The 17,833-nt window shown below is 40.2% G+C and carries 16 protein-coding genes and 2 pseudogenes; 12 read left to right on the top strand and 6 right to left on the bottom strand.

The annotated features are described in order from the left end of the window. Positions 1 to 17: 17 nt before the first annotated feature. Positions 18 to 2,528 (bottom strand): penicillin-binding protein 1A, encoded by a 2,511-nt coding sequence (locus tag ACRWSG_RS11135; protein ID WP_462166293.1) that lies wholly within the window; start codon positions 2,526 to 2,528, stop codon positions 18 to 20. A gap of 132 nt (positions 2,529 to 2,660) precedes the next feature. On the opposite strand from ACRWSG_RS11135, the gene ACRWSG_RS11140 reads away from it, so the two are divergent. The 9 genes and pseudogenes from ACRWSG_RS11140 to ACRWSG_RS11180 all read left to right on the top strand — a co-directional run bounded on the left by ACRWSG_RS11140 (position 2,661) and on the right by ACRWSG_RS11180 (position 11,600). Continuing rightward, positions 2,661 to 3,740, top strand: a complete 1,080-nt coding sequence (locus ACRWSG_RS11140; RefSeq protein WP_054552809.1) for a pilus assembly protein PilM — start codon at positions 2,661 to 2,663, stop codon at positions 3,738 to 3,740. After that, positions 3,728 to 4,301 (top strand): annotated as a pseudogene (locus ACRWSG_RS11145) (PilN domain-containing protein). Before ACRWSG_RS11140 ends, ACRWSG_RS11145 begins: the two are co-directional and overlap by 13 nt. After that, entirely contained in the window at positions 4,291 to 4,896 is a 606-nt protein-coding gene (locus ACRWSG_RS11150; protein WP_054552807.1) for a type IV pilus inner membrane component PilO, read from the top strand. The pseudogene ACRWSG_RS11145 and the gene ACRWSG_RS11150 overlap by 11 nt, the downstream one beginning before the upstream one ends. Beyond that, positions 4,893 to 5,429, top strand: coding sequence for a pilus assembly protein PilP (locus ACRWSG_RS11155; RefSeq protein ID WP_462166294.1), 537 nt, complete (start codon positions 4,893 to 4,895; stop codon positions 5,427 to 5,429). The genes ACRWSG_RS11150 and ACRWSG_RS11155 overlap by 4 nt, the downstream gene beginning before the upstream one ends. Then, positions 5,416 to 7,509, top strand: a complete 2,094-nt coding sequence (locus ACRWSG_RS11160; protein WP_138599276.1) for a type IV pilus secretin PilQ — start codon at positions 5,416 to 5,418, stop codon at positions 7,507 to 7,509. The genes ACRWSG_RS11155 and ACRWSG_RS11160 overlap by 14 nt, the downstream gene beginning before the upstream one ends. A 178-nt stretch (positions 7,510 to 7,687) precedes the next feature. Further along, positions 7,688 to 8,206 (top strand): shikimate kinase AroK, encoded by a 519-nt coding sequence (gene aroK / locus ACRWSG_RS11165; RefSeq protein WP_462166295.1) that lies wholly within the window; start codon positions 7,688 to 7,690, stop codon positions 8,204 to 8,206. A 27-nt stretch (positions 8,207 to 8,233) separates the two neighbouring features. After that, on the top strand, positions 8,234 to 9,304 hold the full coding sequence (gene aroB / locus ACRWSG_RS11170; protein ID WP_054552805.1) for a 3-dehydroquinate synthase: 1,071 nt from the start codon (positions 8,234 to 8,236) through the stop codon (positions 9,302 to 9,304). Continuing rightward, entirely contained in the window at positions 9,304 to 10,704 is a 1,401-nt protein-coding gene (locus ACRWSG_RS11175) for an AAA family ATPase (RefSeq protein ID WP_054552804.1), read from the top strand. Before aroB ends, ACRWSG_RS11175 begins: the two co-directional genes overlap by 1 nt. A 53-nt stretch (positions 10,705 to 10,757) precedes the next feature. Beyond that, the gene (locus ACRWSG_RS11180; protein ID WP_054552803.1) at positions 10,758 to 11,600 is read left to right on the top strand and encodes a Dam family site-specific DNA-(adenine-N6)-methyltransferase; all 843 of its coding nucleotides are present in this window, start codon (positions 10,758 to 10,760) and stop codon (positions 11,598 to 11,600) included. Here ACRWSG_RS11180 and ACRWSG_RS11185 read toward each other — a convergent pair. Next, the gene (locus ACRWSG_RS11185) at positions 11,572 to 11,757 is read right to left on the bottom strand and encodes a DUF2970 domain-containing protein (protein ID WP_054552802.1); all 186 of its coding nucleotides are present in this window, start codon (positions 11,755 to 11,757) and stop codon (positions 11,572 to 11,574) included. The two genes, ACRWSG_RS11180 and ACRWSG_RS11185, sit on opposite strands and share 29 nt — an antisense overlap. Before the next feature lie 5 nt (positions 11,758 to 11,762). Continuing rightward, entirely contained in the window at positions 11,763 to 11,906 is a 144-nt protein-coding gene (locus ACRWSG_RS11190; protein ID WP_462166296.1) for a hypothetical protein, read from the bottom strand. 487 nt (positions 11,907 to 12,393) lie between these two features. Here ACRWSG_RS11190 and rpe point away from each other — a divergent pair. The 3 genes and pseudogenes from rpe (at position 12,394) to trpS (ending at position 14,796) form a co-directional block, all read left to right on the top strand. Further along, positions 12,394 to 13,079: pseudogene (gene rpe / locus ACRWSG_RS11195) on the top strand (ribulose-phosphate 3-epimerase). Continuing rightward, positions 13,076 to 13,741, top strand: coding sequence for a phosphoglycolate phosphatase (locus ACRWSG_RS11200; protein WP_054552799.1), 666 nt, complete (start codon positions 13,076 to 13,078; stop codon positions 13,739 to 13,741). The pseudogene rpe and the gene ACRWSG_RS11200 overlap by 4 nt, the downstream one beginning before the upstream one ends. Before the next feature lie 50 nt (positions 13,742 to 13,791). Further along, positions 13,792 to 14,796, top strand: coding sequence for a tryptophan--tRNA ligase (gene trpS / locus ACRWSG_RS11205; RefSeq protein WP_054552798.1), 1,005 nt, complete (start codon positions 13,792 to 13,794; stop codon positions 14,794 to 14,796). 132 nt (positions 14,797 to 14,928) lie between these two features. Here the strand turns inward: trpS and ACRWSG_RS11210 are convergent, their stop codons facing one another. The 3 genes from ACRWSG_RS11210 to ACRWSG_RS11220 form a co-directional block, all read right to left on the bottom strand. Beyond that, positions 14,929 to 15,825: a TraB/GumN family protein gene (locus ACRWSG_RS11210; RefSeq protein WP_462166297.1), complete on the bottom strand. Its 897-nt coding sequence runs from the start codon at positions 15,823 to 15,825 to the stop codon at positions 14,929 to 14,931. A gap of 55 nt (positions 15,826 to 15,880) precedes the next feature. After that, positions 15,881 to 16,072, bottom strand: a complete 192-nt coding sequence (locus tag ACRWSG_RS11215) for a hypothetical protein (protein WP_138599271.1) — start codon at positions 16,070 to 16,072, stop codon at positions 15,881 to 15,883. 700 nt (positions 16,073 to 16,772) lie between these two features. Continuing rightward, positions 16,773 to 17,828, bottom strand: coding sequence for a hypothetical protein (locus tag ACRWSG_RS11220; protein ID WP_166338726.1), 1,056 nt, complete (start codon positions 17,826 to 17,828; stop codon positions 16,773 to 16,775). Positions 17,829 to 17,833 lie beyond the last annotated feature (5 nt).

Below are 17,833 nucleotides of genomic sequence, written 5' to 3' on the forward strand. Positions count from 1 at the left end.
TATAGCAACTTAGTTATTTAGAACAACTCTTCCTCTGTGCTGAGCTTTTCTTCAAATACGTCTGTTGGTTGATCGAGTACGTACTTAGTTGGTGCAGTGCCTTTAATGAAGTATTCAAAACGACTGGTGTAATCATTTTTGTGACTCAATAGACCTGTTGCTAAGTCGATTCGAACCGATACTAAACCTTCAGGAAGCTCAATAGGTGCTTCTGGCATACCATCAAGGGCTGCACGCATAAAGTCGACCCATGCAGGTTGCGCGGTTTTAGCGCCGGATTCTGCACCTGATATTTGCGATTTATCGAGGTTACTATTGTAAGTCGAGCGGCCTAGCGCTTTTCCAGGGTTATCAAAACCAACCCAGACCGAAGTCATTACATTGCGATTAAAGCCGCTAAACCAAGTATCTACCGAATCATTAGTGGTACCTGTTTTACCAGCTAAATCACGACGGTCAAGCGCCTGTGCACGCCAACCTGTACCACTCCAGCCTGTTTTGTGAGTCCAACTACCGCCCCCCCAAATTGCACTGTGCATAGCTTGCGAAATTAAAAATGCATTTTGCTTAGAAATGATACGAGGCGCACAGCGAGGTGTTTTCGTTATCTCTGCTTCAGTAAAACTCTGTTGATTCTGGTTAAGAGATGCAAACTCAGGGGTTACAGTTTGCTTAGGCGCATCACAAGCAAGTTCAGGCTCTGTTTTAAATAAAATAGTACCTGCCGAATCCTGAATCTCAGAGATAAAGTAAGGGGTAATTAAGTGGCCGCCATTGGCGAAAGTACTCATCCCGCGAGCTAGTTCAAGAGGAGTGATTGAGGCACTACCCAGGGCTAATGACTCGCTACGATTAATATCACTATTTAAAAAACCAAACTTAAGTAAATGATCTGCAGTACGTTCAAGACCTACACCACGTAGTAAACGGACAGAAATTACGTTTTTCGATTGAGCGAGTGCACGGCGAATTCGGATAGGGCCATTATAAACCGCCGGGCTATTCTTAGGGCGCCATGCTACACCTTGGCTTTTATCCCATTGATTAATTGGTGCATCATTCAAAATAGAAGCAAGCGTATAGCCATTCTCAAGTGCCGCTGAATAAATAAATGGCTTAATGTTTGAGCCTACTTGGCGTTTTGCTTGAACTGCGCGATTGTATTGGCTTTGTTCAAAGCTATAACCACCGACAATCGCTTTAATACGACCATCTTGTGGGTCAAGTGAAACAAGTGCGCTCGATGCTTCTGGTACTTGGCTAAGGATATAGCTTTCATCTGCATTTTTACGCAGCCAAATTTGCGCTCCCGCTGATAAAATTTCCGTAGCTGTTTTTGGTGCAAAGCTTTGACGGTAACGCGTAATATATTTACGCGCCCATTTTAGACCATCCCATTGCACAGTGACTTGTTCACCGCTTTTTAATAGCACATCAATTGATTGTTCAGCGACGTTGGTGACAACACCTGCTAATAGCGGACCAAATTCTTTGACATCTTTTAATTTAGATAAGATCTCTTCTTGGCTAAGAGGGCTTTCATTTTCGCTGTCCCATAACTGAGCCGCAGCACCACGGAAGCCATGACGCATATCGTAAGCGTGTAGGTTATCAACAATCGCATCTTGAGCAGCCTGTTGAATGTTAGAGTCAACGCTGGTGTAAACTTTAAAACCAGTATTATAGGCGCGCTCGTGACCATAACGAGCTACCATTTCAGCACGAACCATCTCTGAAATATACGGGGCATAGACTTCAATTTCTGCGCCGTGAAATTTTGCAGTAATAGGTGCGTTAATAGCCTCTTCATATTCGCTTCGAGTGATGTACTTTTCGGTGTACATACGACCTAATACGACATTTCGACGAGCCTTTGCGCGAACTGGGTTACGAATAGGGTTAAGTGCAGAAGGTGCTTTAGGTAGGTATGCAATCATCGCCATTTGCGCTAAAGTTAACTCGTTTAAATCTTTGCCATAGTAAACTTGCGCAGCTGCACCAATACCAAAGGCGCGATTACCCAATTCGATTTTGTTTAAGTATAATTCGAGAATTTCGTCCTTAGTTAAAATACTTTCAATGTGAAGAGCTATGAAGATCTCTTTAACTTTACGGATATATGCTTTTTCTCGGGTTAAGAAGAAGTTACGGGCAAGCTGCATGGTTATCGTACTTGCGCCTTGTTTCTTTTCACCGGTAGATATGAGTACAATGGCTGAGCGAACTATACCAATTGGATCAATGCCAATATGTTCATAAAAGCGATTATCTTCTGTTGCTAATATTGCATCGATTAATGGTTGGGGTATTTGATCTATTGTTACTGGAATGCGGCGTTTTTCACCAAATTGATTGATCAATAAGCCATCTCGTGAGAAAACTTGCATAGGTGTCTGTAACTGAACGTCTTTTAAAACCTGAACGCTAGGAATGTCGGGTTTAACGTAATAGTATAGACCAACTAAAGTGATTAGTCCTAAGAATGAGCAGATGATAATAAATTGTAAAGTTCGCTTTAATAAAATCACTTATATTTTCCCTAAATGGACTCCCAATTAGAATCGGAGACTGCTAGTATATATTGATTAAAAAATGAATAATATTTTTTCAGATAAAAATTATAACTTGTTTATTATTAAAACAAAGGCCAAGTTGCAAACATGCTAAGTCAGCTATTTAAAAAGCCTTCATCTATGATGGTAGGGATCGACATCGGATCACACTGTATAAAGGCAGTGTTATTGCAGGAGACAGACGCTGGTTTGCGGCTTGAAGCACTAGCTATTGAACCTATGCCTAAAGGCGCTATGTCTGAACGTTCTATTCAAGACATAGAAGCAATAGGTAATGTTATCGCGAAATTAAAAAGAAAAATACCTAAATCCGTACAACGCGCTGCTGTTGCAGTGTCTGGGCAAACCGTGATCACAAAAGTAATTTTTATGGATGTATCATTAACTGATGCTGAACTTGAGTCACAAATTGCTATTGAAGCAGACAGCTTAATTCCTTACCCCCTCGACGAAGTTAATATCGATTTTGAAAAACTGGCTATCAACGAAGCGGATCCAAGTAAAGTTAATGTACTTCTTTCGGCAGCGCGAACTGAAAGTGTGCAAGCTCGTGTAGGTGCTCTTGAAACAGCCAACTTAAAAGCGGCAGTGGTCGATGTAGAAAGTTATGCCCTCAGCCGAGCAATGGATGTTTACTATCAACAGTTGCCAAGCGATGCTTACAATAAGTGTGTCGCTGTGGTTGATATTGGTGCTGTTCTGATGTTGGTTAGTGTGGTGCAAGAGGGTGAAACAATTTATACCCGTGACCAAGTATTTGGCGGCGATCAATATACTAATAGTATCGTTGCTTATTATAATAAAAGCTTTGATGAAGCTGAAATAGGTAAAACAACTGGGGATTTACCACCAAATTATACTTTTGAGGTGTTAGCGCCATTCCAAACATCACTATTGCAGCAAGTAAGACGCGCAGTACAAATGTTCTTAACAACCAGTGGTAAAGAGCAAGTTGACTATATTGTTCTAACGGGTGGCACAGCTATGATTGATGGCCTTGACAGGCTTTTAATTGAAGAATTGGGAATCCATACGGTGGTTGCTGAGCCATTTGCAAACATTGAAATCTCCGCAAAAGTGGATCGGAATATGCTGCAGCGTCACCGAACTCAGTTTGCAATAGCCACAGGACTGGCATTAAGGAGCTTTTCATCATGCCACATATAAATTTACTGCCCTGGCGAGAACAGCAAAGAAAAGACTCACAGAATAAATTTATAACTGTGCTTTTTTCTGTTGTTGTTGTCAGCTTTATCAGTATGTATCTATTGAGCTCTTTTTACAGCGGCCTTCGTCAAGGCCAAGATGCAAAGAATAACTTTTTAAATACTGAGAATCGCTCTTTTGAATCAACGTATTAGGGAAATTAATGAGCTTGATAAAAAGAAAGAAAACTTACAGCAACGAATGCGTTTAATTGAAGAGCTGCAAAGTAGTCGTAACTTAGGTACACAAATCATGGATGAAGTTGCGAAAATAGTCCCTGCAGGTGTCTATTTGACTAAGTTGGAGCGCCGTGGTGACCAAATTCATGTAACAGGTCGTAGCGAATCGAATAACCGCTTATCGACCATGCTACGTCAAGTTCAAAGTTCTTATTTACTAGAGCGCCCAGTAATGCAAGGCATTGTTGCAGGTGAGCAGACATCAAGACTATTAAGTGACTTTAATATGGATTTTTATGTTAAACCGTTTGATCAGATAGGTGAGGCGCGTAATGAACCTTGATATCAAATCGTTAACTGAAATAGATTGGAATGAAATAGAGCTCGAAAACATGGGTGATTGGCCCATTGCTGTAAAAGCGTTATGTTGTGCTTTTGTAGCTGCAATCGTGTTGTATTTTAGTTATAGCTTATTGGTGTCTGATGAGATTGCCAGCTATCACAGTGCCGTAGCAAAAGAAACTGAGTTGCGTAACACTTACAAGCAAAAATATGCTTTAGCGAGCAACTTAGAACTGTATCGCCAACAAATGGTAGAAATGGAAGAGAAATTTTCTCAACTATTGAAGCGCTTACCTACCTCGAATGAAACACCTGGGTTGCTTGATGATTTATCTTATGTTGGAACGACAAGTGGTTTAACCTTCTTAAAAATTGGTTGGTTACCTGAAATTGAAAAAGAATTTTATACAGAGCTACCGATAAAAATTGAGGTGGTGGGTACTTACCATGAATTCGGTGAATTCGTCGGCAAAGTAGCACAATTACCGCGTATTGTTAGTTTGCATGATTTTACAATTCAAACTTTAGGTAATGGCGAGCTTACTTTTAGTGTTGTAGCCAAAACATATCGTTACGAGGGGGGCACTAAAAAATGAAGAAGCTTTCCTTAGTTATATTAATGAGCTTTGCGTTAGCCGCTTGTAATGATGATACTGCTGAGCAAAAAGAGTTTATCGATCAGGTAAAAGCTAGCACAACGCCGAAAGTTGAACCGATCCCACAGATAGCGCAATTTGAATATTTTGAATACAGTGCAGGTAGACTTCGCAGCCCATTTGTTGCTCCGAAGCCTGAGATTATTCAAAATAACCTTGTGCAGGTGAAGAACTGTCTTCATCCTGATCCAAATCGAGTTCGCCAACCTCTTGAGAAATACCCATTAGATAATTTGCTTATGAAAGGTACCATAAACCGAGCTGGCAATACTTGGGCACTCATCAAAGCGGCAGATGAAACGCTTTATCGCGTAACCGTAGGTAATTACATTGGTTTGTATCATGGTGAAATAAAAGAAGTGCACGACAATTACATAGAATTATTAGAATTAATCCCTGATGGGGCTGGTTGTTGGAAAGAGCGTCTGACAAAGCTAGAAATGTTAGAGGCGGATACAAATGGTGCAAGTTAATCTTATGAAAGGTAAAAAAAATATGCATAAAGGAATGGCTTGGTTTAAAAACATGCATAAGTTCATGTTAGCTGCACTTGCTTTTTTAATAGCGCAGTCAGCAGTTGCGGCACCTTTACTATATGATGTGCGTTATAACCCATTAATGAAAGGCGAAACACAACTACAGCTTGTGTTTGATGAGGCACTGACATTCGAACCAAAAGTCCAGGTGTATAACTCACCAGCACGCATCGAAATGTTATTCAGTAATGTAGGTGTTGATAATGAAATGCGTGATGTACCTGTGAACCAAGCAGGTATTCAGCATGTAACAAGCACCATGACCGCTGATGGTTTGAAGGTCGTTGTATCGTTAGATAAATTAAAAATCTATAAAACGTTCGCTAAAGATAACATCCTAACGCTGCATGTTTCTGATAATCCAATTAGTGGAGACGAAATAGCGGATCCACTCTCAGCAGCCAATAATTATATAAATACAGTTCAGTCGATAGACTTTCGTCGTGGTGAAAAAGGCGAAGCAAGGCTGTTAGTATTTTTACAAGATACGCAAGCAGCCATAGATGTTCACGAAAGTGGTGGCAAAATTATTGCTGAGTTCCACCATACTGATATTCTCGATGATCTACTTTATCAGCTTGATGTGATGGACTTTGGCACAGTAGTTAGCAATATTGAGACGTTTAAAGAAGGCAATATGACACGTATCGTGGTTGAGCCAAACGCTGCATTTAAATTCACTCATCAGCAAATTGAGAATATTTTTACTTTAACTGTCGAAAAAGATGATACGCAACGCGCTTACCTTGAAGGGGGAATTGAGTATCAAGGACGTCCAATGACGTTAAATTTCCAAGATATTCCCGTGCGTTCAGTATTGCAAATAATCGCAGGTTACAATGAATTTAACTTAGTAACGAGTGATTCTGTTACAGGCAATATTACTTTACGACTAGAAGGAGTCCCTTGGGATCAAGCTCTTGACGTAGTATTGAAAGTGAAAGGCTTAGATAAGCGCATGGATGGCTCTATATTAATGGTCGCCCCTTCTGAAGAGTTGGCTGCCCGAGAAGCTAAAGAACTTAAAGCTAAGCAGCAAGTTGAAGACTTAGAACCGCTTTATAGCGAATATATTCGCCTTAACTATGCAAAAGCAGAAGAGTTTGCAGACCTATTGAAAACAGACACAAATAGCATTATCTCAGCGCGAGGAAGTGTTTCTGTTGATAAACGAACGAACACTTTGCTGATCAAAGACACTGCAAAAAGTATTGAAAGTGTGCGTCGTATGGTTGAGACCCTAGACATTCCTGTTAAGCAAGTCGTGATTGAATCACGTATGGTGACAGTGAATGATAATGTGCAAGAAGACTTGGGTGTTCGTTGGGGTATTAGTGACGTAGGAAGCGATGGTGCTATTTCTGGCTCTTTAGAAGGTGCAGGTGGCATGTTTGGTGCGGGCTCTTACGATAATATTCCAAGTATTTCTGATCGCTTAAATGTCAATTTACCGGTTTCAAGCCCTGCGGGTAGTATAGGTGTGCAAGTCGCTAAGCTAGCTAATGGCACTATTTTAGATTTAGAGTTAAGTGCGCTTGAAGAAGAAAACCGCGGCGAAATTATCGCAAGTCCACGCATCACGACGGCTAATCAACAAAAAGCACGAATTGAGCAAGGTACAGAAATTCCATACGTTGAAGCTGCATCTAGTGGCGCAACGACAGTAACATTCAAAAAAGCGGTATTGAGCTTAGAAGTAACGCCTCATATTACACCTGACAACAAGGTGATTTTAGACTTAGTAATTACACAAGATACTCGTGGTGATACGGTACAAACGCCAACAGGCTCTGCTGTGGCAATCAATACCCAAGAAATCCAAACCCAAGTATTAGTAGAAAATGGTCAAACAGTGGTGCTTGGTGGTATTTTTCAACAACAAATTGTTAATTCAACTAAGAAAGTACCATTGTTAGGTGATATTCCTTATTTGGGTGTGCTGTTTAAAAGCACGAGTGAATTTAACGAGAAGAAAGAGTTGTTAATCTTCGTAACCCCTAAAATTCAAATTGATTAAGTGATTTTTTCTTAAGCAACGAGCAATTAGCATTTTAATTGCTCGTAATCTGGCTTTTTATGCTAATTGACTTGAAATACCCAAGCAATTACTGAGATAATCCCCTCCTTAATTTTGGGGCCAGGTCGTTAGGCGGGGTTTTATTTCAAATTTTAGAGTTCGTTTGTACTAAAAAGATATGGCTGAGAAACGTAATATATTTCTAGTGGTCCCTATGGGGGCTGGCAAAAGCACAATTGGTCGTCACATTGCTGACCAATTACACCTTGAATTTTTCGATTCAGATCAAGAGATCGAGCGTCGTACTGGAGCAGACATTGCTTGGGTATTCGATCTTGAGGGTGAAGAGGGCTTTCGACTTCGTGAAGAAACTGTAATTTCAGACCTAACTGAGATGCAAGGTATCGTTCTTGCAACAGGTGGTGGTTCTGTGATCAGTAAAGAAGTACGTAACAAGCTTTCTGCTCGTGGTATTGTTGTATACCTTGAGACACCAATCGAAAAGCAAGTTGCACGCACACAGCGCGACAAGCGTCGCCCATTATTGCAAACAGAAGAAGCACCGCGTGATGTACTAGAGCGCTTAGCTGAAGAACGCGAACCGTTATACAAAGAAGTTGCTGATTTTGTTGTCCGCACTGATGAGCAAAGCGCGAAAGTTGTTGCTAATCAAATCATCGAGAAATTAGATTTTTAAAAACCAATAATAAAAAGGAAACTAGCTATGCTTGAATTAACAGTTAATTTGGACGAGCGAAGTTATCCTATTTATATTGGTCAATCTGCTCTTCAAGAGACTGGTCGGCTGCGCGAGCACATCGGCGACTGTCGACCTATCATTATCACCAACGACACCATTGCACCTTTATATCTTGATGATGTAATGACGTCGTTGGCTGATCTAAACCCGTTATCTTTTACCATCCCTGATGGCGAACAATATAAATCACTTGAGTGGTTTGAAAAGATTTCGGCGTTCTTACTTGAACATAACTGTGGCCGCGATACTTGCCTTATTGCCTTAGGTGGCGGTGTGGTGGGTGATCTCACTGGTTTTGTTGCTGCATGTTATCAACGTGGCGTGCCTTTTATTCAAGTGCCAACGACTTTGCTTTCGCAAGTCGATTCATCTGTTGGCGGTAAAACGGCAGTAAACCACCCACTTGGTAAAAACATGATTGGTGCGTTTTACCAACCACAAGCAGTATTTATCGATACGCAATCGCTACATACTTTGCCTGAGCGTGAATTCGCAGCGGGCATGGCTGAAGTGATTAAATATGGCCTTATTTACGACACTGAGTTATTTGCTTACCTTGAGCAAAATATCACTAAACTTAAGTCTCTTGATGAACAAACTTTACAGCATGTGATTTATCGCTGTTGTGAAATCAAAGCCTTGATTGTTGCACAAGATGAAAAAGAAGCCGGTTTACGTGCATTACTAAACTTAGGGCACACCTTTGGCCACGCAATTGAAGCGCAAATGGGCTATGGTAATTGGCTACATGGCGAAGCCGTTGCGGCAGGTATGGTACTGGCAGCACGCCTTGCACATACCCGTGATGACTTAAACGCAGCAGAAGTTGAACGCATTATTAAATTGATTGCTGAGTATGATTTACCTGTCGATATTCCGGCAGAAATGACCAGCGAGCAGTTTTTAACGCACATGCGTAAAGATAAGAAAAATAAAAAAGGCACGATTCGCTTTATTCTACCTACCCAATTTGGTCAATGTGCGCTGGTAAGTGATGTTACTGATCAGCAGGTTTGTGATTTAATAGCGCGCTAATGCAATCGCAAATATTGCCTAGCCGTGCTGCGCTAGTTGATCGAATCGCTCTGCAGTTTGAATATGGGCAAAACCTAATTTGCTTACTCGGTCCTTCTGGCCTTGGTAAAAGCTATTTATTAGAAACCTTCATCACGGATAAATACCTCGACTTTAATAAAGCGTTTGTTCAGTTGTCGGGAAAAATGACCGACCAACAGTTTATGACTGAACTGTTAGAACAAAGCTTTAGCAACCCACTAATTGATCACGCTTTAAGTTTGTCTGAAAACTTCTATCAACTTTATAAACAACAGCCTTGTGGTGATTGTTTATGGGTCATTGATGGAGGGCGTCATTTATCTGAAGAGTTAATTCAGCAATTAGAAGTCCTTGCCAAGCAAAGCCCGAGCACGTTATACATACTGATTGCATCACAATCGGCAGGGCAGTTTAGTCAAGCAGTTGAAATCCACTTAGAGTCGCTAAATTTAAGTGAAAGTAAGCAACTGATGCGTTGGTTTTTCGATAACCTCCCTGTTGAAGAAGACCCCGTTTTTCGCACCTTTTTACAAGAAGCGCATGGTAACCCAGCTTTATTACTTGCTTGGCAGCCGGAACAACAAACTGCAGACATTCGCGCACCAGAAAAAAGCTATAAACTGCTTTATTTAATTTTGCTCTTAATCACGACCATGGTGCTGATCATTGGCTTTTTATATAAAGCTGATATGACTGAGTGGTGGAAAGCGCATTACCAGCAGGATACAACGAACTCTGTGGCAACAGCACTGCCTGCAGAAGCAGTAATCAATGGTCGAGTAGAAAGCAAAGAGCTAGTTCTAGAACAAGCTCAAGACGATCTTCAAGCCGAGCAGCAAGTTGCTACTAATGATGAGGACAACACAACTCAGGCAGCTAAGGTGCCAGTTGATAACTCTGCGATAGAAAACCGTGAGAATGAAAGTCATAACAATAATGTCGCTGCGATTGTTGATAGCCTTTTGCCAGCAGAGCGAATAACACAAGAGACTGAGCAACCAACGACAGATGAAGTTATAGCTGCCGTCATCAACGATGCTGAGCAAACCGAGTCTGCCATTGAGCCAGAGCTGCCATTAGTAGGAAATGCGTGGTATTTATCTCAGCCAGATGACAATTTTGTAATCCAATTACTTGCGGTGACTAAAAAAGAGATTAGCGATAAGTTTATTACTGAAAATGGCTTGCAAGGGCAAGTAAATACTTACCAAAGCTTACGGAGTGGTAAGCCGTGGTGGATTGTAACTTATGGTAGTTACACCACACTGAATGATGCTAAGAAGGGCGTAACAACACTTTCTGATAATGTGCGTAAAAATCAGCCGTTTTATAAAAAAATAAGTAAAATTAAACAAGAAATCGCTTCACTAAATCAGTAAATTAAAACTGATTAGTGTAAAATCGCGCAACACCGAATTGAAGTTAAGAGCAGATGCAGCAAAAGACCAGAGCCTTCCTTAAATGGGCAGGTGGAAAATACAGCCTAGTTGAAGATATTCGTACCCGCTTGAAGCAAGCGAGTATGGATGCTGACACCTTAGTTGAACCTTTCGTTGGTGCTGGCTCTGTATTCCTTAATACTGATTTTAAGCATTATATTTTAAATGATATAAATGCGGATCTGATCAATCTTTACACTGAGCTTAAGCGCACGCCCGATGAGTTTATTAGCGACGCTAAAAAGTTGTTTGTAGAGCTTAATAACCACCCCGAAGCCTATTACGAATATCGTGTTCAGTTTAATCAAAGCAGTGATGTGTATGAGCGTGCGATTTTATTTTTATACATGAATCGCCATGGCTATAACGGGTTGTGTCGCTATAATCTAAAAGGTATTTTTAATGTTCCTTTTGGTAAATATAAGCGCCCGTATTTTCCTGAAAAAGAAATGCATTTCTTTGCTGAAAAAGCTCAGCAAGCAACCTTTACTTGCTTAGGTTATGACAAGGTATTTAAGCTTATTCCTAATAATGCGGTTGTATATTGCGATCCACCTTATGTGCCTTTGAGTAAAACAGCTTCATTTACTTCTTACGCTAAAGGCGGTTTCAATTTAGATGACCAAGCAAACTTGGCGAATTTAGCTGAGCAAGCCGCATTCGAAAATAACACGCCGGTACTTATTTCTAACCACGATACAGTGTGGACGCGTAAAATCTACAGCCAAGCATCATTAGATGAGATTCAGGTAAAACGCACGATTAGCCCCAAGGGCGGTTCACGCAATAAAGTGAACGAGCTAATGGCTATGTATTTAGCACCAAAGAAACGGTGAAATAAATCGCTGCTACAAATAGACTGAAAAAAATCAGGGCAATGACGATGATAGTACTGAGCGAGTGCTCTTTGAAGTCAGCTTGACGCTTATTTTCTGATTGCACACCAAAAAATGCCGCAAAGACACTTTGTAATGCACTCATGAATTTGTTCATACGATTTAGAACTTAGAACCTAAACCGCTAACTTTCTTTGACTCTTCACTACTTGTTAATAACTCAAGTAAATCAAGATAATGGAACTGAGCACTGCGGCTATCACCCGTTAACCAAGAAAACCATCCTGTTTCTTGTTCTGCTTTCATACATTGAGCAGAAGATGATGATGCGTTAAGCGTGTTGCATGAGCAACCAGACGCCGCTGCTAAAAAGTCGTCTTCATCAGCAGATGAAAAAGATACAAACGCAGCAACCGTAAGTGCGGACGCGATTAAGAATCCCTATTTTAAAAGCACGCATGAGAATAACCCTTGTTTGTGTTACTTAAACAAGCATACATAACAATTGCTCAAATAACAAACTTAATTATCGCTGAATTAAATAAAAATTTAATAAAATTAGCTCTTTAAAGTAAATTTAATGTTTATTATTTGTTTCATTTTATTGTGTTGTAGATGGCTTTTTAATAGAGTTATTGCTCAAATTTTGACTAAAATAACACTAATTCAATAGGCTAAAAGGATTAGCTTAAAGCAATCGCCCTTTAACAATCAGCTGCGGTGTTTAAATCAGCAGTCGATTGGGTTACATTATGCGCTCTTCTTGCAGTCGCAAATTTTAATGGAATCTCTCATGTTGGAAACATTACAAAAGTATTTAATTGCCCCTTCTATTTTATCAGCCGACTTTGCCCGTTTAGGTGAAGATGTTGATCGTGTACTAGCAAGTGGAGCAGATGTTGTACATTTTGATGTGATGGATAACCATTATGTGCCAAACCTAACTTTTGGTCCGATGATTTGTAAAGCACTGCGCGATTACGGCATTACAGCCCCGATTGATGTGCACCTTATGGTAAAGCCTGTCGATCGTCTAATTCCCGACTTCGCTGAAGCGGGCGCTTCTATCATCAGCTTTCACCCAGAAGCCAGTGAGCATATTGACCGTACCTTGCAACTCATAAAAGACAGTGGTTGCCAAGCAGGGCTTGTATTTAATCCTGCAACCAGCCTTAGCTACCTTGAGCATGTGCTCGATAAGGTTGATGTGGTGCTATTAATGTCGGTTAACCCTGGTTTTGGCGATAAAGCTTTATTCCTCATACCCTCGAAAAGCTTCGCCAAGCGCGTAAAATGATTGATGATTCAGGTCGCAAAATTCGTTTAGAAGTTGATGGTGGCGTTGGTGTTGATAATATTGCTGAAATTGCCGAAGCGGGCGCTGATATGTTTGTTTCAGGCTCGGCGATTTTCAATCAACCAGATTACAAAGCGGTTATCGATGCGATGCGTAACGAGCTTGCAAAGGTTGAGCCATGAAATACGATGCGGCATTTTTCGATTTAGATGGCACCTTAGTCGACAGTGTTTATGATTTATACATTGCGATGAACCTGACCCTAACTGATCTAGCATTTCCGATTGTGACACAAAAGCTAGTTGAAAGCTGGGTAGGTAATGGCATAGAAACGCTTGTAAAGCGTGGTTTGAGTGGCGATATGCAAATCAGTGAGCATTTAGATGAAGCCCTTGCTGAGCGTGCAATTAATTTGTTTTATCAGCACTATGACCAAGTTGTAGGCGATTACAGTGCGCTTTATCAACATGTAGAAACCGGGCTTGCTGCCCTTGCAGGTATTCCTAAAGTGGTGATCACCAATAAGGCTCGTCGTTTTACCGAAAAGCTACTTGATAAACTGTCACTGACTAGTCATTTTCAGTTGATTGTATGTGGTGATGATATGGCAAAGAAACCATCACCTGAGCCTTTACTATTTGCTTGTCAGCAATTAGATGTCAGCCCAGCCAAAGCGGTTATGATAGGCGACTCTAAAAGTGATATTTTGGCTGCCAAAGCGGCTAAGGTGGATGTTGTTGCGCTTAGTTATGGCTATAACCAAGGTGAAAACCTTGTTGATTTCAATCCAGAGTACCTCTGCGAGAATTTCTTAGATATAATACCCGTTCTTACCCAAAGGTAAGTGCATTTTAAATTCGTCTTTTTAGTTTAGTAAAAATATAAAGGAACATCATGAGTAAACCAGTAGTGTTAAGTGGCATTCAGCCAACCGGTGGTATGACAATAGGCAACTATGTTGGCGCTATTAACCAGTGGCTTAAGCTACAGGAAGACCACGAAAGTTTCTTTATGTTAGTTGATTTACACGCTATTACTGTACGCCAAGATCCTGAGCAACTACGCTCGCGCGTGCTTGACGGTATTGCGTTGTATGCTGCATGTGGTATCGACCCAGAAAAAGCGGCGTTATTTGTACAATCTCAAGTGCCAGAACATGCACAGCTTAGTTGGGTTTTAAACTGTTACGCGCAAATGGGTGAGCTTAACCGTATGACGCAGTTTAAAGATAAGTCTTCTAAGCATGCTAATAACGTTAATGTGGGTTTGTTCTCTTACCCTGTACTGCAAGCTGCAGACATCTTGCTATACCAAGCGGATCAAGTGCCAGTGGGTGAAGATCAAAAACAACACCTTGAGTTAACTCGTGATATTGCAACACGTTTCAATAACCTATACGGTGACGTGTTCAAACTACCAGAGCCATACATTCCTGAGTTCGGCGCACGTGTAATGAGTTTACAAGATCCGCTCAAGAAAATGTCTAAATCAGATGAAAATCCAAACGGTTACATTATGTTATTAGATGAGCCGAAGAAGATTGAAAAGAAACTGAAAAAAGCAGTAACCGATTCAGACGAGCAAGCTCGTATCTACTTTGATCGTGAAGAAAAACCAGGTGTATCAAACCTACTTACTTTATTATCAGTGGCCACTAAGCGCTCAATTGAAGACTTAGTGCCTGAATATGAAGACAAAATGTATGGTCACCTGAAAAAAGACACTGCAGCAGCGGTCGTTAATATGATTGAGCCAATTCAAGCACGCTTTAAAGAAATTCGCGAAGATCAGTCATTACTTGATAGCATTATGAAATCAGGTGCTGAAAAAGCGAGTATCCGCGCTGAAAAAACATTAAAAGCAGTCTACGATGCGGTAGGTTTTATCCCTCGCCCGTAAGCTTGTGATAAATTATTGAAATAAAAATACCGCTTGATAGCGGTATTTTTTTAGCTATTAAAAGCTAAGCGCCATTAATACTGTAAATAAACAGATAAGTGCAGCAGCGGTTTTGTCTGTTTTTTCCATTTTTTATTTCTCACCTGTGTTCAATTGTTTAATTACATAACCTTTATTTTTTAATAAGCCTAACAAGCTATCTTCACCAGCTAAGTGGGCTGTGCCAACGAGCAGTAACTCTTTTTGCGAATTAGTAAAATAATTTTCAATGTGACCAAGCCAAGTTAGATTTCGTTGCTTGATCAACATTTGGTAAGTATTAGGGTCATGTTCTTGTAAAGGCATAAGAGTAAGTTCATCTATTGCTTGCATATCGCCATTTTTCCATGCATTAAGCATTGCGATGTACAGTGCTTGGTAACTAGAAATTTGCGTTAATAGTGACTCAATAAAGGCATTTTCGTCTTGGCTACCTACTTGTTTAAACAGGTCTAATTGAAAAGCCACGGTCTCTAGATAAGCGACTTCTTTTTTATCTCGCTTAGCCAATTTCGCGAAGTAACTATCAACACCTTCACCCATAAGTTGTTGCTTTTGAAGTTCTAGCGACATGATTAGCACGCTTAACATAAAGGGGCGAAAGCTATCGAGTTCGCTGAGTTTCATATCATACTGGGCAAGTTGTTCTTCTAGTTGCTGTTTCACCTTTGCTGATAACTTGCTACTCAGTGTTTCGCCAGCTTGATAACTAAGAGTTTTAAGCATAGTGAGTTGTGCTGAGCTATCGCTTGGTGCAGGTACATCAGTTTCAAGTACTAAGATATCAGCCTGTTTATACGCTTGATTAAATTCATCAGGAAGGGGGAGTTCCTTGGGCGGCAAAATGTGGATTGAACCAGCAACATATATAAATTCATCACCTTTACTAACTTTCCATACGGCACTTTTTGCAGTGCTAAAACCACTTATTAATAAAACGTATGTCGCAGCAATTGATGAGATTAGCAAGTGTCGAGTTAGTGTTTTCATTATTTAAGCCTGTTAATTTAAAGAAGCTTGCTCAGCATGCTGAGCAAGCCAAGTATTACTTATTCAGTTGTTGCTCAATTTGCTGATCAATTTTATTGTTCATTTGCTCAATAGATGCTTCGATAGAGGTCTCTAATTGCTTGTTTAGCTTTTGAGTACCTTGAGCATTAAGTAAGGTATTCGTTGATGTAATAATGATTGCAGTGACCGCTAAAAGTGACATCATTTTTAAGACTGAGTTAGCCATAATTTAATTCCTTTAATTGGTTGATTAGTTTTATCAGCGAAGCAAAATTGGTTGGTAGCCCGTTGATGGAAACTACAATAGCGAGGAAAGCTGCTAGAGTCGCTTATCTAGTTCTAAGCAATTTATATATAAGGTTTGAAAATATTAATTTGAATATTTTCAATGATTTAAGTTTAATTCTTATGAGAGGAAATAAGGTTTTAAATCATTTAATTTTTGCGGTTTTGTCTTTTGATGATAGTTTAGATGCAGCAAATAGGAACTTGGAGGTTTTGATATGGGTTTTAAAGTAAAACATTATGCGGCTAAAACTGTACCTGCGAATAGCTCATTAGAATGGGAGCTAATACCAATCCGCAATAATACTTAATCATTTTGAGGGATTAAACCTGTCGCTATCTGCGTTAAAAATTTCTGATTTAGAACAACTAAATAACGAAATTTTTGCCTTGCTATCAACGAGGTTTTCTTGCCTCAAAATAGATCACTTAATTAAGCGAATTGGTATAATCTTAACTGAGCTTATCATTGGTAGCCTTTGTGCTGCATTCGCAAAGATCGGCTATGATGCCGCTATGTTACTTATTTTTATACCTAATTTAGTAATCGCCTTAGTTTGCTTTGGCTTTATTGGGCTTTCGATATTTCACTTCATAAGAGAAAAACGCAGTAAGCCAAGTGAGTAGTATAGATTGCTGCGCTATTTTTCTACTGGGGTAACGCCTGGCGAGTCGCACGCAATGACTTCAAATCGATAGCCATACTCAGCATGGTGATCAGGGGTTACTTGCACTATTTCGTAATCATTTAGCTCAACAGCTTTACTGTTTTCTGCTTTTAAACAGCGTGAATAACTATCGGCTTCAAAGCTGTAAGCAAACATGGCAATTAAACGTTTGCTACGTTCAAAGTAACCTTTGGTATCTAAAAATTGGCGAAGGTTTTCGGCGGTTTCGCCGTCAACTTCTACATCTACGTCTTGGCTTGGGGCTGAGCTTTGTGTATTTTCAGGAAGTTGTTGCTCGAGCTTTTCACCAAGTTCTTCGACTGCTTTTTGCTGTTCTTCACCTGATTCCTTGGCAATGACTTTACTATCCACAAAGGTGCTGACCATATTGTCGAGCACTTCTTCAGGTGGCTTATCATCAAGAAATGAAATTAAGTTAATAAAAACTACCGACGCTAAAACAAAGCGTACAATGGCAGTTAATAATGGTGAGTAGCTTTGACTAATAAACTTAACTCGCTCAGAGCCAAATGGCTTTATCAGCAATAAAACAAAAATATAAAAAGGTAAAAAAAGTTGAAATAACAATAAAGTACCTAGGGTTATTCCCATTGCCCAAGGTGGTAAATATAACAGGGTGGCAAAGTTATGTGTGTAGTTAAAGTGACTAGCTGAGACATGAGTTACATCATTAACTATGCCGCTTGCACCAGCTAATACAAAATTAGCGATACTGGCATAGAAGATTAAAATCAGTGCTTTGCCGGCAAGCGAGTGCCAAAGTTGGTTAAACTTGGGCCAAAACTCAATAACAAGCGCAATAATGGTGATGGTGGCACTTAACCAGCCCGATTGCAGAACAATCAGGCTGCTTAATGCTAAAAGATAGAGCTTTTGCGCGGTACTTAAGTTAAACCAAATGGCTTTTAACTGTTCAACCAGCCTCGTTTTATGAGGCTGCCAGCTACGTTGCTGTTGTTGAAACTGTTTATTAGCGCGCCATTTTGCAATTTTTAAATACCTACGCACGCAAT

The sequence above is a fragment of the Pseudoalteromonas sp. GB43 genome (assembly GCF_054923805.1).

Excerpts from the sequence above, each read along its gene's own strand:
- ACRWSG_RS11160 (WP_138599276.1), top strand. The coding sequence starts at position 5,416 with ATGGTGCAAGTTAATCTTATGAAAGGTAAAAAAAATATGCATAAAGGA.
- ACRWSG_RS11150 (WP_054552807.1), top strand. The coding sequence starts at position 4,291 with ATGAACCTTGATATCAAATCGTTAACTGAAATAGATTGGAATGAAATA.
- aroK (WP_462166295.1), top strand. The coding sequence starts at position 7,688 with ATGGCTGAGAAACGTAATATATTTCTAGTGGTCCCTATGGGGGCTGGC.
- ACRWSG_RS11200 (WP_054552799.1), top strand. The coding sequence starts at position 13,076 with ATGAAATACGATGCGGCATTTTTCGATTTAGATGGCACCTTAGTCGAC.
- ACRWSG_RS11155 (WP_462166294.1), top strand. The coding sequence starts at position 4,893 with ATGAAGAAGCTTTCCTTAGTTATATTAATGAGCTTTGCGTTAGCCGCT.
- ACRWSG_RS11180 (WP_054552803.1), top strand. The coding sequence starts at position 10,758 with ATGCAGCAAAAGACCAGAGCCTTCCTTAAATGGGCAGGTGGAAAATAC.
- ACRWSG_RS11215 (WP_138599271.1), bottom strand. The coding sequence starts at position 16,072 with ATGGCTAACTCAGTCTTAAAAATGATGTCACTTTTAGCGGTCACTGCA.
- trpS (WP_054552798.1), top strand. The coding sequence starts at position 13,792 with ATGAGTAAACCAGTAGTGTTAAGTGGCATTCAGCCAACCGGTGGTATG.
- ACRWSG_RS11190 (WP_462166296.1), bottom strand. The coding sequence starts at position 11,906 with ATGAAAGCAGAACAAGAAACAGGATGGTTTTCTTGGTTAACGGGTGAT.
- ACRWSG_RS11210 (WP_462166297.1), bottom strand. The coding sequence starts at position 15,825 with ATGAAAACACTAACTCGACACTTGCTAATCTCATCAATTGCTGCGACA.
- ACRWSG_RS11175 (WP_054552804.1), top strand. The coding sequence starts at position 9,304 with ATGCAATCGCAAATATTGCCTAGCCGTGCTGCGCTAGTTGATCGAATC.
- ACRWSG_RS11185 (WP_054552802.1), bottom strand. The coding sequence starts at position 11,757 with ATGAACAAATTCATGAGTGCATTACAAAGTGTCTTTGCGGCATTTTTT.
- ACRWSG_RS11140 (WP_054552809.1), top strand. The coding sequence starts at position 2,661 with ATGCTAAGTCAGCTATTTAAAAAGCCTTCATCTATGATGGTAGGGATC.
- aroB (WP_054552805.1), top strand. The coding sequence starts at position 8,234 with ATGCTTGAATTAACAGTTAATTTGGACGAGCGAAGTTATCCTATTTAT.